The organism is Streptomyces sp. NPDC048600 (assembly GCF_055587025.1).
On the sequence record NZ_JBVJGZ010000060.1, the window covers coordinates 1 to 13,410 of the forward strand.

Here is a 13,410-nt window from a genome sequence, read left to right on the forward strand (position 1 = left end):
CAGGAGAACTGCTCGACCTGCGAGACACCGAACACGTCGTCCTCACCCGGATCGGCGAAATCGATCGCCTTCCCGCCCGACGTCATCGGCAGCAGCCCGCCCAGCGACGTGCCGCCGTCGGCGTTGCGCTTGAACCAGATGTTCGGGAAGCCCAGGAACCGGTGCCACGCCACACCCATGTCGGTCTTGAGGGAGACCGTGATCATCCAGATGAAGGACGTCGCGATCTTCAGACCGGCGAAGAAGTAGGTGAGGTTCTGGAGCGTGGAGAGGTCCAGGCCCTCCAGCGCCGAGACGACCGGGTACGAGATGAAGAAGGACGCCTCGTAGCTGTCGACGTGGTGCATCGCGCCCTCGAGGGCGTGCAGCATGAAGATGCAGACGCCGACGATGAGGATGACGGTCTCGACGAAGTACGCCTGGCCGGTGTTGGAGCCCGCGAAGCGGGACTTGCGGCCCGGCCGGTCGGGGCGCGACAGCTGCCGGACGGCGATGAGCACCAGGATGCCGAGCACGGTCATCGTGCCGATGAACTCGACGAAGACGTTGTACGGGGGCCAGTCGCCGATGACAGGCAGCAGCCAGTCGGCCTGGAAGAGCTGACCGGTGGCGTTCACGATGGTCAGCAGAAGCGTGTAGAAGCCGATCGCCACGAACCAGTGCGCGAAGCCCACGATGCCCCAGCGGTTCATCCGCGTATGGCCGAGGAACTCCTTGACCACCGTGACGGTGCGCTGCACCGGGTCGTTGGTCCGGGACCCGGCGGGCAAGCGCTGGCCGAGCATCATGAAGCGGACGATCTGCAGGACGGCCCGGCCGAACAGCGCGGAGCCGACGGCCATGAGGACCAGCGACACGATGATCGCGGCGAGTTGCATGGGGACTCCTCGAACCTGCGAGGGGTTCTTCGATGAGATTACTAAGCGGTAACTTATGCAGTCCGTCTGAGACTACCCGCATCCTCAGGCGCACTGTAGCCAGGCGCTCGGTGATCTGCGTCGCTGAGGCAGCCCTCAGTGATCACTCGCACACCGCCCCTGAGCTGGCCTCGCGCGCCGGGGAGCCTCTCACGCCCCCACGCGTGCGCGGCGCGCCGACCTGCTGCGCCATTCATACCAAATCATGACACTCCCCTAAATTGGTCCCGTGCTCTACGGGATCGCCGCGGCCACCGCGGCTCTGTTCCTCACCGCCCTGCTCGCGGGCCTGCTGCGCGCCCCCGCGCTCCGCTCCGGCCTGGTCGAACGCCGCCGCCGCGGCAGGCCCGTGCCGCTGCTCGGCGGAGTGGCCGCCCTGCTCGCGACCGTCGCGGTGGCCGTGACGGGGGAGTCGACCGGCGTGGCCCGGCTGGGCCCCGGACCCGGTGCGCTGCTCGCGGCGGCGGCGGGGGTCGCCCTGCTGGGTCTCGCCACCGACCTCCGGCGGCTGCGCTCCCGCTTCGTGCTCGCCGGTACGGCGGTGGCGGCCGTGTGCGTGGTGCCGTACGAGGAGACCGGCCTGGTCGGTGGAGTGCTCGCGGTGCTGTGGATCACGGTGGTGGCGGCGGCCTTCCGGGCCCTGGACCATGCCGACGGGCTGGCCGGGACGGTCGGGGTGGTCACCGCGCTCGGGGTCGGGGTGTGCGCGGCGGTGGAGATGATGGACGGGCTCGCGGTGCTGCTGAGCGTCCTGGCGGCGGCGCTGGCCGGGTTCCTCATGCAGGGCCGGCGTCCCGCGCGGATCGCGCTCGGCGCCTGCGGCTCCCTGTTCACCGGGTTCCTGCTCGCGGGCGGGGCCGTGCTGACCCGCGCGGGGCGTGATCCGGCCGGCTCCGCGGGTGTGCTGTTCGCGCTGAGCGCGGTGGCCGTGGCGGACGTGGTGCTGGTGCTGTTCTCGCGGCGGCTGGCCGGGCGTCCGCTCCTGCGCGGCGGCCCCGACCATCTCGCCCACCGGCTGCGGCGGCTCGGGCTCGCCCCGCGCGGGGTGACGGCGGCCCTCGGGGCGGCGGCCGCCTCGGGGGTGCTCGTCGGGGTACTCGTGCACACCGGAATCCTCGGCGCGACAGCCGTGCTCTGGGTGGCGGGCGGGGCTGCGGGGGCCGTGCTCGCGCTGCTTCTTCGACCGGTTGTGCGGCGTACCTCAAGGGTATCGTCGCAGGTCACAGGCCCCTTGCGTGTAAGGAACGGATAAGAGTTGAGTCTCCATGACTCATGTCTGTTGACCGATACGGGGCCGTCATGCACACTTGAGTCCGTTCCACTCAAGTCAGCTGGAGGAATCAACCATGGCACGTGCGGTCGGCATCGACCTGGGCACGACTAACTCCGTCGTCAGCGTTCTTGAAGGCGGCGAGCCCACCGTCATCACCAACGCAGAGGGCGCCAGGACCACGCCGTCCGTCGTCGCCTTCGCGAAGAACGGCGAGGTGCTCGTCGGCGAGGTCGCCAAGCGGCAGGCGGTCACCAACGTGGACCGCACCATCCGCTCGGTGAAGCGCCACATGGGCACCGACTGGAAGATCGAGCTGGACGGGAAGCCCTTCAACCCGCAGCAGATGTCCGCGTTCATCCTGCAGAAGCTGAAGCGCGACGCCGAGGCCTACCTGGGCGAGAAGGTGACCGACGCGGTCATCACCGTCCCGGCCTACTTCAACGACTCCGAGCGTCAGGCGACCAAGGAGGCCGGTGAGATCGCGGGCCTCAACGTCCTGCGCATCGTCAACGAGCCGACCGCCGCCGCGCTGGCGTACGGCCTCGACAAGGACGAGCAGATCATCCTGGTCTTCGACCTCGGTGGCGGCACCTTCGACGTCTCGCTGCTGGAGATCGGCGACGGCGTCGTCGAGGTGAAGGCGACCAACGGTGACAACCACCTCGGTGGTGACGACTGGGACCAGCGTGTCGTCGACTACCTGGTCCAGCAGTTCAAGTCCGGTCACGGCGTGGACCTCGCCAAGGACAAGATGGCCCTCCAGCGCCTCCGCGAGGCCGCCGAGAAGGCCAAGATCGAGCTGTCCTCCTCCACGGAGACCTCGATCAACCTGCCCTACATCACCGCCTCCGCCGAGGGTCCCCTGCACCTCGACGAGAAGCTCACCCGCGCCCAGTTCCAGCAGCTGACCGCGGACCTGCTGGAGCGCTGCAAGACGCCGTTCCACAACGTCATCAAGGACGCCGGCATCTCCCTCAGCGAGATCGACCACGTCGTCCTCGTCGGCGGCTCCACCCGCATGCCCGCCGTCGCCGAGCTCGTCAAGGAGCTGACCGGCGGCAAGGACGCCAACAAGGGCGTGAACCCGGACGAGGTCGTCGCCATCGGCGCCTCGCTCCAGGCCGGTGTCCTCAAGGGTGAGGTCAAGGACGTCCTGCTCCTCGACGTGACCCCGCTGTCCCTCGGTATCGAGACCAAGGGCGGCATCATGACCAAGCTCATCGAGCGCAACACCACGATCCCGACCAAGCGGTCCGAGATCTTCACGACGGCCGAGGACAACCAGCCGTCCGTGCAGATCCAGGTCTACCAGGGCGAGCGCGAGATCGCGGCGTACAACAAGAAGCTCGGGATGTTCGAGCTGACCGGTCTGCCGCCGGCCCCGCGCGGTGTCCCGCAGATCGAGGTCTCCTTCGACATCGACGCCAACGGCATCATGCACGTGACCGCGAAGGACCTGGGCACGGGCAAGGAGCAGAAGATGACCGTCACCGGCGGCTCCTCGCTGCCGAAGGACGAGGTCGACCGGATGCGCCAGGAGGCCGAGCAGTACGCGGACGAGGACCACCGCCGTCGCGAGGCCGCCGAGACCCGCAACCAGGGCGAGCAGCTCGTCTACCAGACGGAGAAGTTCCTCAAGGACAACGAGGACAAGGTCCCCGGCGAGGTCAAGACCGAGGTCGAGGCCGCCGTCGAGGAGCTGAAGACCGCGCTCAAGGGCGAGGACACCGCCGAGATCCGCACGGCCACCGAGAAGGTCGCCGCGGTCTCCCAGAAGGTCGGCCAGGCGATGTACGCCGACGCCCAGGCCGCGCAGGCCGCCGGTGGCGCCGGTGCCGAGACCCCGAAGGCCGACGACGACGTCGTCGACGCCGAGATCGTCGACGAGGACCGCAAGGACGGTGCCGCGTGACGGAGGAGACCCCGGGCTTCGAGGAGAAGCCCGACGTCCCCTCCGGCGCCACCTCCGACGACGCCGAGCCGAAGGCCGACTCCCCCGCGAACGCGGAGGGGGCGGCCCCGGCCGGGGACTCAAGCACCGACGCGGGTCTGGTGGCCCAGCTGGACCAGGTCCGCACCGCGCTCAACGAGCGCACGGGCGACCTCCAGCGCCTCCAGGCCGAGTACCAGAACTACCGCCGCCGGGTCGAGCGTGACCGGATCACGGTCAAGGAGATCGCGATCGCGAACCTCCTGACCGAGCTCCTGCCCGTGCTCGACGACATCGGGCGCGCGCGGGACCACGGCGAGTTCGTCGGCGGCTTCAAGTCCGTCGGTGAGTCGCTGGAGACCGTCGCCGCCAAGATGGGCCTCCAGCAGTTCGGCAAGGAGGGCGAGCCCTTCGACCCGACGATCCACGAGGCCCTGATGCACTCCTACGCCCCGGACATCACCGAGACGACCTGCATCGCGATCCTCCAGCCGGGGTATCGCATCGGCGAGCGCACCATCCGCCCCGCGCGGGTGGCCGTCGCCGAGCCGCAGCCGGGCGCGCAGGGCGTCAAGTCCGAGGCCGACGAGAGCGCGGCGGGCGACGACAAGGACAACGGCCCTGAGGAGGGCTGACGTAGAGACCGGACGGAAGGAGGGACGTCGAGGATGAGCACCAAGGACTTCATCGAGAAGGACTACTACAAGGTTCTCGGCGTCCCCAAGGACGCCACCGAGGCCGAGATCAAGAAGGCGTACCGGAAGCTCGCCCGCGAGTTCCACCCGGACGCCAACAAGGGCAACGCCAAGGCCGAGGAGCGCTTCAAGGAGATCTCCGAGGCGAACGACGTCCTCGGCGACCCCAAGAAGCGCAAGGAGTACGACGAGGCCCGCGCGCTGTTCGGCAACGGCGGATTCCGCCCGGGGCCGGGCGCGGGCGGCGGCTCGTTCAACTTCGACCTCGGCGACCTCTTCGGAGGCGGCGGCGGTGCGCAGCAGGGCGGCTTCGGCGGAGGCTTCGGCGATGTGCTCGGGGGCCTGTTCAACCGGGGCGGTGCCCCCGGCACCGGCACCCGGACGCAGCCCAAGCGCGGCCAGGACATCGAGTCCGAGGTCACGCTGAGCTTCACCGAGGCCATCGAGGGCGCGACCGTCCCGCTGCGGATGTCCTCCCAGGCCCCGTGCAAGGCCTGCTCCGGCACCGGCGACAAGAACGGCACGCCCAGGGTGTGCCCGACCTGCGTCGGCACCGGGCAGGTCGCCCGTGGCTCCGGCGGCGGCTTCTCGCTCACCGACCCCTGCCCGGACTGCAAGGGCCGCGGCCTGATCGCGGAGAACCCCTGCGACGTCTGCAAGGGCAGCGGCCGGGCCAAGTCCTCGCGCACCATGCAGGTCCGCATTCCCGCCGGGGTCTCCGACGGGCAGCGGATCAGGCTGCGAGGCAAGGGCGCGCCCGGTGAGCGCGGCGGTCCGGCCGGTGACCTCTATGTCGTCGTGCACGTGGGCGAGCACCCGGTGTTCGGCCGCAGGGAAGACAACCTGACCGTGACCGTGCCGGTGACCTTCGCGGAGGCCGCGCTCGGCGGTGAGGTGCGGGTGCCCACGCTGGGCGGCCCGGCCGTCACCCTGAAGCTGCCCGCCGGTACGCCCAACGGCCGCACGATGCGCGCCCGCGGCAAGGGCGCGGTCCGCAAGGACGGCACCCGCGGGGATCTGCTGATCACCGTCGAGGTGAGTGTCCCGGCGGAGCTGTCGGGGAAGGCTCGTGACGCACTGGAGGCGTATCGCGAGGCGACCGCGGACGAGGACCCGCGGGCGGACCTGTTCGAGGCCGCGAAGGGAGCATGAGCCAGATGGACGGCCGTCGACGCAACCCCTATGAACTGACCGAGGAGACCCCGGTCTACGTCATCTCGGTGGCGGCCCAGCTCTCCGGCCTGCACCCGCAGACACTGCGCCAGTACGACCGCCTCGGCCTGGTCTCGCCCGACCGCACGGCCGGGCGCGGCCGTCGCTACTCGGCCCGTGACATCGAACTGCTCCGTCAGGTGCAGCAGCTGTCGCAGGACGAGGGCATCAACCTGGCCGGCATCAAGCGCATCATCGAACTGGAGAACCAGGTCGCGGCCCTGCAGTCCCGGGTCGCGGAGATGGAGGCGGCGCTCGACGGGGCCGCCGCGGCCATGCGCCAGCGCGAGGCCGCGGTGCACGCCTCGTACCGGCGCGATCTGGTGCCGTACCAGGAGGTGCAGCAGACCAGCGCGCTGGTGGTGTGGCGGCCGAAGCGCCAGCAGCCGGGGGACTGATCCGAAGGCTGTGCACGGCAGGGGCCCGGAGGTTCTTTTCGAACCTCCGGGCCCTGCCGTGTGTGCCCCGCTCCGGTCGCCGCCGCGGTGATCGTCGTGTGTGGCGGAAAACTGAAGACCGTTTGTGATCATGACGCGCGTAGAAAGCGATCGCTTGTGCAGGGATTTCGCTGTGTCTTCACATACTGAACGGAAGGTGATGTTGCCATCTCGTTAAGTGATAACTCTTGACGCTGAGTGTGGCGACGCGTTGTCTTTTCAGTCACCTGGGCGTGGTGTCGCGCCCATGTCCGTAACACACCGAAGTGAGCCCCTGAATGCGTCGTATCGCCATGACCGCGGTCGCGTCCGCGCTGACCCTCTCGCTCGCCGGCTGCGGCGTTCTCGACGCGACCGGGGGCGGCGACGAGGCGAGCCCCACCAGGGGCAACGACATCAAGGTGGGCCTGCTGCTGCCGGAGAAGGTCAACTCCCGGTACGAGAAGTTCGACTATCCGATCATCAAGGCCAAGGTCGCTGCGCTCACCAACGACAAGGGCGACGTGGTCTACGCGAACGCCGAGCAGAACGCGGACAAGCAGGAGAGCCAGCTCGAGAAGATGATCGCCGACAGTGTCGACGTCATCCTGCTCGACGCCGTCGACTCGCACGCGATAGCGGGCGCCGTGCAGCGCGCCAAGGACGCCGGCATCCCGGTCATCGCCTACGACCGTCTGGCCGAGGGCCCGATCGACGCGTACATCTCCTTCGACAACGAGCTCGTCGGCGAGGTGCAGGGGCGCACCCTGCTGGACGCGATGGGGCCGCGGGTCGACTCCTCGGACAAGATCGTCATGATGAACGGCTCGCCCACCGACCCGAACGCCAAGCAGTTCAAGAACGGCGCCACGTCGGAGCTGAGCGGCAAGGTGACGATCGCCAGGTCCTACGACACCAAGGACTGGGACCCGAAGAACGCCCAGGCCAACATGACCGAGGCGATCAACGCGGTCGGCGCGGGCAACATCGCCGCCGTCTACTCGGCGAACGACGCCATGGCCGGCGGCATCATCAAGGCGCTGGAGGCCGCGGGCGTCACCGAGCTGCCGCCCATCACCGGGCAGGACGCCGAGCTGGACGCCGTGCAGCGCATCGTCTCCGGCGAGCAGTTCATGAGCGTGTACAAGTCCTACCCGGCCGAGGCCGAGGCCGCCGCGGAGATGGCGGTCGCGCGGGTCCAGGGGCGTGACATCCAGTTCGACGCGCTCACCCGTGACAAGGTCGTCAGCCCGACCCAGGAGAAGGTCCCGGCCCAGCTGGTCGGCGTGGTCGCGCTCACCCGCGAGAACATCGCGGAGACGGTGATCGCCGACGGCATCTACAAGATCTCCGACATCTGCACGGCCGAGTACAAGGACGACTGCGAGGCGATCGGCCTCACGTAGCCCCTCCGGGGGTGGGGCGCGGGTTCCCTCCCGGCGGGCCGTGCGCGAGACGCCCCTGCGGGCCGCGTGCCCCTGGGGACGGTGGGTGGCTTGTCTGCGATGTGTCTGCGGGCCGCATGTGGCCGATCGCGCAGTTCCCCGCGCCCCCAGAAAGGGCGGTGCCGGCATCGCCCTCAAGGGGCGCGAGGAACGGCGCGAGCAACCACAGACCACCCGCACAGGCAGGGTCTTTAGGGGCGCGGGGAACTGCGCGAGCAACCACGAATCACCCGGAACCCAGGCCAGCCAGGCAGGGTCTTTGGGGGCGCGGGGAACGGCGCGAGCAACCACGGATGACCCGCACCTGGAATCGCGCGTCGTCCAGGCAGGTCCTCAGGGGGCGCGGGGAACTGCGCGAGCAGCCACGGATGACCCGCACCTGGAATCGCGCGTCGTCCAGGCAGGTCCTCAGGGGGCGCGGGGAACTGCGCGAGTGGCCACGGGTCACCCGGACTCGGGATCGTGCGCCGGCCAGGCAGAGGTCTTAGGGGCGCGGGGAACTGCGCGAAAAGCCACGGATGACCCACACTCGGGATCGGGCGCCGGCCAGGCAGGTCCTCAGAGGGCGCGGGGAACTGCGCGAGTCGGTCGTGGACCTCCCGTACCAGAACCACACCCCGGTGGCAGCCCTGCGTGCAGCTTGTTGCGTGTGGGGGTTCATGGGGGTGGGACGAAGCACGGCGAAGGGGTGGTTTCCGGTGGTCACCCCAGGGGGAGCCGTGTTGCGGGAGCCAGCCCGCGCCGCGCATAGTTGCGCTGCGAGACGCGGGAGTCGGGGGTGGGACAGGCGATGGCCGGGCACGGGACGGAGGAGCACCCGCACGGTGCCGACCGGCTGTGCGCCGCCGCGGACCGCGTCTACTCCCGCGCCGTGCGCCGCGGCAGAGTCCCCCGCTCCGACGCCGACGACGTCACCTGCCTCCTCGACCTCGCCCTGCTGCACCCCGACCCCGACGACATGGACTGGCTGGTGCCGACCGCGCCCCAGGAGGTCATGACACGGCTCCTGCGCGGCGTCCACGACGAGGTCAGCGCCAGCCAGCGCCGCGTGGGCGAAGCGGTCGCCGCCGTCGAGCGCTACGCCGGGCTCGGCATGGGCGAACCGCGGCCTGCCGTAGGCGAGGGCACCGCGATCCGCGTACTGGACGGCCCGGCCCGCATCCAGGCGGCCCTGGACGAGGCCACCGACGCCTGCACCGCGGAGGTGCTCACCGTGCAGCCCGGCGGCATCCGGCGCGAGCACGAACTGACCGAGGGCCTGCACCGGGCCCTGGCCCTGCGCGCCCGGGGCGTGCGCATGCGCGACCTGTACAACCACGTCGCCCGGCACGGCCAGGGCCTGCTGCACTACCTGGAACTGATGGGCGACGCCGTGGAGGCCCGCACCCTGGACGAGGTCGTCGACCGCCTCATCCTCTTCGACCGCACGGTCGCCTTCATCCCCGCCAACCCCGAGCGCACGGTGGCCCTGGAACTGCGTCACCCGGGCCTGGTCGCCTACCTGGTGACGGTCTTCGAGCGGCTGTGGCGCACGGCCGTGCCGCTCACCGAGGCGATCCCGGAGCCCGGCATCGAGGGCTCTCGCACCGTGAGCAGTCCATCGCCGCCCTGCTCGCCGAGGGCCACCAGGACGCGGTCATCGCCGAGCGCCTCGGCATCAGCGTGCGCACCTGCCGCGCCCACATCGCCCGTCTGTCGGAGACCCTGGGCGCGGCCAGCCGGGCCCAGCTGGGCGTCCGTATCGCCCGGGCCGGGCTCGACGGACCGGCCCCCGACCCCTCCCCGGCCGGAGTCACGCTTCCCGATCCAGGATCGCCGAGCGTGCGATGAGATAGCCGAGCTGCGCCCGGCTGTCACTGCCGAGGGTGGCGGCGAGCTTCGCGATGTGGACGCGCGCGGTACGGATGTTCATGCCGAGCCGGTCGGCGATGACGGCGTCGGTGTGCCCCTCCACGAGCAGCGCGGCGATCGCGCGCTGGCGCGGGGTGATCCCGTCCAGGGTGGGCTGCTGGACGGCCTGCGGGTACATCGGGGTGGCCAGGCGCCACAGCCGGTCGAAGGCGGTCGCCAGATAGTCCACCAGCGCCGGGACGCGCACCTCGAGGGCCAGACTGCCGTCCTTGTCGCCGGGCATGAAGGCCACCGCGCGGTCGACGATGATCAGCCGGTCCGTGATCTCGTCCAGCGTGCGGGCCTCGGCCTCGCCGCGCAGCTGCTCGTAGCGGGCGGCGACGAGCGGCATGTGCCGCTGGGTGTGCTGGTAGAGCGTGCGGATGCGCAGCCCGCGGTCCAGCAGCGCCTGGTCCCGCTCCAGCGCCACGGCCTGCGCCCGCTCGCCCCGGGTGCTGCTGTAGTTGCTGTTCGGCTGCACGCACAGCACCTCGCCGGCCGCCTCGGTCATCGCCTCGGTGATCGCCCGGTTGATCCGCTCGGTCCCGCTGAGCACGGTGATCGCGGGCAGTTCCTCCGGCACGGTCGCCCGCCCGTCCAGCCGCATGAGGGGCTCGAACATCTCGGCCAGCCGTGCCTCCCGCCGGCGCTGCTCCGCCACGGCCTCGGCGGAGGTGTGCAGCAGCCGGTGCAGGGCGAGGGCCGGCGCGACCGGTTCCAGCCGGTCGGGGTCCGTGACGTCCGGCTGGAGCAGCCCGTGGTCGACGAGACAGGGCGCGGGCCGCGCCTCCGCGGTGTGCAGATGCCCGTCGCGCAGGGCCCGCTCGTACAACCGGGTCCCGGCGGGGCACAGTTCGTCCACCCCGTGGTGGGGATGTGGGGTCACGCGTGTGCTCCCTCCTGGTCGAGGATGCCGGATCCGGCGATGAGGTAACCGAGTTGCGCCCGGCTGTCGCTGCCGAGGGTGGCGGCGAGCTTGGCGATGTGGATGCGGGCGGTGCGGACGTTCATGCCGAGCCGGTTCGCGACGACGGCGTCGGTGTGCCCTTCCACCAGCAGGGCGGCGATGGCCCGCTGACGGGGCGTGATGCCGTTCAGGGTGGGCTGCCGGACGGCCTCGGGGTACATGGGGGTGGCCAGCCGCCACAGTCGCTCGAAGGTGGTCGCCAGGTATCCGACGACGGCGGGGGCGCGGACCTCCAGGGCCTGGGTGCGGTCGCTGCTGGCGGGGAGGAAGGCGACGGCGCGGTCGACGATGATCAGGCGTTCGGTGATCTCGTCCAGGGTGCGGGCCTCGGTGTCGCCGCGCAGTTGCTCGTAGCGGGCGACGATGGGCGGTATGTGGCGCTGCGTGTGCTGGTAGAGCGTGCGGATGCGGGCTCCGCGGTCCAGGCAGGCCTGGTCACGTTCGAGGGCGATGCGCCGGTGCTGGGGGGACATGTGGGGCGCGTGCGGCTGGACGCACAGCATCTCCCGGGTCGCCCCGGCCATCGCCCGGGTGATGGCCTGGTTGATCCGGGTCATGCCGCTGAGCAGGGTGACCCCGGACGGGGAGGTGCCGCCGTGGCCGCCGGTCCGCAGCAGTGGTGCGAAGGTCTCGGCCAGCCGCGCCTCGCGCCGGCGCAGCCCGGCGATTGCTCGCGCGGACGTTTGCAGCGCGCGGTGCAGGGCGAGGGCCGGGGGAACGGGTTCCAGCCGCCCGGGGTCGGTGACGCCGGGCCGCAGCAGGCCCTGGTCGAGCAGACAGGGCGCGGCCGCGGCGTCCGGGCCGGTCACCGCGCCGTCCCGCAGGGCGCGGGCGTAGAGCTCCCGGCCGGGCTCACACAGTTCGTCCGCGCGGTGTGGGTGACCCTCGACGGGCATTCAGTGATCCCGTTCCAGGATTCCCGACTGCGCTATGAGAAAGCCGAGTTGGGCGCGGCTTCCGCTGCCGAGTGCGGTGGCCAGCTTGGCGATGTGCGCGCGGCAGGTGCGGACGTTCATGCCGAGACGGCGGGCGATGGCCTCGTCGACATGGCCCTCCACCAGGAGTTTGGCGATGGAGTACTGGATGTCGGTGATGCCGTCGGGGTCGGTCTCGTAGGGGGTGCCGACCTTGAGCGGGACCGCCCGGGTCCACATGAACTCGAAGACCTTGATCAGATAGCGGACCAGTCCGGGGTGGCGCAGCTCCAGGGCGACCTGGCGGTCCTCCCGGATGGGGATGAAGGCCACGGTCTCGTCGCAGATGATGAGCCGCTCCACCAGTTCGTCGATGGTGCGGACCTCGACCTTGCCGTCGGCGATCTGCTCGACGTACGCCAGTGTCTCCGGGCTGTGCCGCGCGGTGTGCTGGTAGAGCGTGCGCAGCCGTACCCCGCGATCGAGCAGGGGGCGGTCGCGCTCCAGGCCCTTCATGAGGTTGCTCTCCAGGCGCCGGCCGCCGGGCTGCACGGCGAGCACCTCGGTGTGGCACTCCGAGGTGGCGAGGTTGAGGGCGGCGTTGATGCGGTCGCGGCCCTCCAGCACGGTCATGGAGTGGGGGAGGGCGGTGTCCTGGAGGCCGAGGGCGAGGAACTGCTCGAAGGAGTCGGCGAGCTGGACGGACTGCCGTCTGCGCTCGGTGATCTCCCGCTCCAGGGGGTGGAGATGCTGTGCCAGTGCGACGGACGGCGGAACCGGGCGCAGCCAGTTCACGTCGTCGGGATCGGGGTGCAGGAGTGCGAACTCCATGAGGCAGGGGGCGACTTCCACCTCCGTCCGCGCGACGCGGCCCGAGCGGAGCGCGGTGGCGTAAAGACGGCTGCCTTCGTCACAAAGTTCGGTTATGGCGTGGGGATGTGCCGCTTGTGTACCTTGTGTCCCCAATTCTCCACCCCCCAGGGTCCTGAACATGCAGGAACATGATGCACCGATTGTGTGGCCATGACGTGCCTGAATGAGCCATCGTCTTATCCGACGGGGGAAGAGGAGACAATCGAGTGAGGACGAAGCCGACTATGCGTAAGAGAATGCTTCGCTCGGTACTTGCCGCTGCTCTTTCCGCCGTTGTGGCTCTGGGGATCGCGAGCGACCTGGTCGGCAAGTCGAGTGACGTCCGGGTGGCGGGCGACGGTCTGGTCGTGGCACCGGCCGGCGGCGACGCCGCCGATGACACTTCCTGGAACTGATCGCCATGACCAACCCACCGGACGACCGCTCCTTCCGCCGCGAGATGGCGACCGCCTACCGCTCCGGCTGGCACTTCATCGACCTGGTCACCGCTCTCCCCCACAACGGTGACTCCCTGATGGTGACCGTCTTCGGAGAGCCGGTGGTCGTCACCCGGGACGAGGACGGCGACGTACGGGCGTACCGGTGCCTGCGTCGTCCCCGAGGGGCGCCGCAGCCTGTGCGGTGTGCCATCCGCTACGGAATGATCTTTGTGAACCTGGACCAGCGGGACCACCGACTGGCGGACCCCGACTCCGCCCCCGAACCACGAACCATCTCGGCCACCCCCCGCAGTGCCTGACGCGATTCCCCCGTCGTAACAGATCGCCTCAGGTGCTTCCCCCCGCAGCGGGGGGGGGGGGGGGGGGGGGGGGGGGGGGGGGGGGGGGGGGGGGGGGGGGGGGGGGGGGGGGGGGGGGGGGGGGGGGGGGGGGGGGGGG

Annotated in this window: 10 protein-coding genes and 2 pseudogenes; 8 read left to right on the plus strand and 4 right to left on the minus strand. The window is 70.5% G+C overall.

What is annotated here, in order from left to right:
• A pseudogene (locus tag ACZ6SQ_RS37980) lies at nucleotides 1-878 on the minus strand (Fe-S oxidoreductase); the annotation flags it as partial.
• A gap of 268 nt (nucleotides 879-1,146) precedes the next feature.
• On the opposite strand from ACZ6SQ_RS37980, the gene ACZ6SQ_RS37985 reads away from it, so the two are divergent.
• The 7 genes and pseudogenes from ACZ6SQ_RS37985 to ACZ6SQ_RS38015 all read left to right on the plus strand — a co-directional run bounded on the left by ACZ6SQ_RS37985 (nucleotide 1,147) and on the right by ACZ6SQ_RS38015 (nucleotide 9,718).
• A complete protein-coding gene (locus tag ACZ6SQ_RS37985; protein ID WP_469570563.1) occupies nucleotides 1,147-2,169 on the plus strand; it encodes an MraY family glycosyltransferase in 1,023 nt (340 codons plus the stop codon).
• A 94-nt stretch (nucleotides 2,170-2,263) separates the two neighbouring features.
• Nucleotides 2,264-4,102, plus strand: coding sequence for a molecular chaperone DnaK (gene dnaK / locus ACZ6SQ_RS37990; RefSeq protein ID WP_386386216.1), 1,839 nt, complete (start codon nucleotides 2,264-2,266; stop codon nucleotides 4,100-4,102).
• Nucleotides 4,099-4,755 (plus strand): nucleotide exchange factor GrpE, encoded by a 657-nt coding sequence (grpE, locus tag ACZ6SQ_RS37995; protein WP_386386214.1) that lies wholly within the window; start codon nucleotides 4,099-4,101, stop codon nucleotides 4,753-4,755. The genes dnaK and grpE overlap by 4 nt, the downstream gene beginning before the upstream one ends.
• A gap of 33 nt (nucleotides 4,756-4,788) precedes the next feature.
• A complete protein-coding gene (gene dnaJ, locus ACZ6SQ_RS38000; protein WP_469570567.1) occupies nucleotides 4,789-5,967 on the plus strand; it encodes a molecular chaperone DnaJ in 1,179 nt (392 codons plus the stop codon).
• A 5-nt stretch (nucleotides 5,968-5,972) separates the two neighbouring features.
• Nucleotides 5,973-6,425: a heat shock protein transcriptional repressor HspR gene (locus ACZ6SQ_RS38005; RefSeq protein ID WP_469570582.1), complete on the plus strand. Its 453-nt coding sequence runs from the start codon at nucleotides 5,973-5,975 to the stop codon at nucleotides 6,423-6,425.
• 317 nt (nucleotides 6,426-6,742) lie between these two features.
• Nucleotides 6,743-7,849, plus strand: a complete 1,107-nt coding sequence (locus ACZ6SQ_RS38010) for a sugar ABC transporter substrate-binding protein (RefSeq protein WP_469570568.1) — start codon at nucleotides 6,743-6,745, stop codon at nucleotides 7,847-7,849.
• Nucleotides 7,850-8,678: 829 nt separating this feature from the next.
• A pseudogene (locus ACZ6SQ_RS38015) lies at nucleotides 8,679-9,718 on the plus strand (helix-turn-helix transcriptional regulator).
• Here the strand turns inward: ACZ6SQ_RS38015 and ACZ6SQ_RS38020 are convergent.
• From ACZ6SQ_RS38020 to ACZ6SQ_RS38030, 3 genes are read right to left on the minus strand one after another with little or no spacing between them, the layout of a single operon-like run.
• Entirely contained in the window at nucleotides 9,681-10,664 is a 984-nt protein-coding gene (locus ACZ6SQ_RS38020; protein ID WP_469570570.1) for a helix-turn-helix transcriptional regulator, read from the minus strand. The pseudogene ACZ6SQ_RS38015 and the gene ACZ6SQ_RS38020 overlap by 38 nt on opposite strands.
• Nucleotides 10,661-11,641 carry a helix-turn-helix transcriptional regulator gene (locus ACZ6SQ_RS38025; RefSeq protein WP_469570574.1) on the minus strand — a complete coding sequence of 327 codons (981 nt, stop codon included), beginning with the start codon at nucleotides 11,639-11,641 and terminating at the stop codon, nucleotides 10,661-10,663. Before ACZ6SQ_RS38025 ends, ACZ6SQ_RS38020 begins: the two co-directional genes overlap by 4 nt.
• A complete protein-coding gene (locus ACZ6SQ_RS38030; RefSeq protein WP_469570577.1) occupies nucleotides 11,642-12,652 on the minus strand; it encodes a helix-turn-helix transcriptional regulator in 1,011 nt (336 codons plus the stop codon).
• A 280-nt stretch (nucleotides 12,653-12,932) separates the two neighbouring features.
• Between ACZ6SQ_RS38030 and ACZ6SQ_RS38035 the strand changes: the two genes are divergently transcribed.
• On the plus strand, nucleotides 12,933-13,271 hold the full coding sequence (locus ACZ6SQ_RS38035; protein WP_469570580.1) for a hypothetical protein: 339 nt from the start codon (nucleotides 12,933-12,935) through the stop codon (nucleotides 13,269-13,271).
• Nucleotides 13,272-13,410 lie beyond the last annotated feature (139 nt).

Coding starts and splice junctions, on each gene's coding strand:
- dnaK (WP_386386216.1), top strand. CDS start 2,264: ATGGCACGTGCGGTCGGCATCGACCTGGGCACGACTAACTCCGTCGTC.
- ACZ6SQ_RS38030 (WP_469570577.1), bottom strand. CDS start 12,652: ATGTTCAGGACCCTGGGGGGTGGAGAATTGGGGACACAAGGTACACAA.
- ACZ6SQ_RS38005 (WP_469570582.1), top strand. CDS start 5,973: ATGGACGGCCGTCGACGCAACCCCTATGAACTGACCGAGGAGACCCCG.
- ACZ6SQ_RS38010 (WP_469570568.1), top strand. CDS start 6,743: ATGCGTCGTATCGCCATGACCGCGGTCGCGTCCGCGCTGACCCTCTCG.
- ACZ6SQ_RS38035 (WP_469570580.1), top strand. CDS start 12,933: ATGACCAACCCACCGGACGACCGCTCCTTCCGCCGCGAGATGGCGACC.
- ACZ6SQ_RS38025 (WP_469570574.1), bottom strand. CDS start 11,641: ATGCCCGTCGAGGGTCACCCACACCGCGCGGACGAACTGTGTGAGCCC.
- dnaJ (WP_469570567.1), top strand. CDS start 4,789: ATGAGCACCAAGGACTTCATCGAGAAGGACTACTACAAGGTTCTCGGC.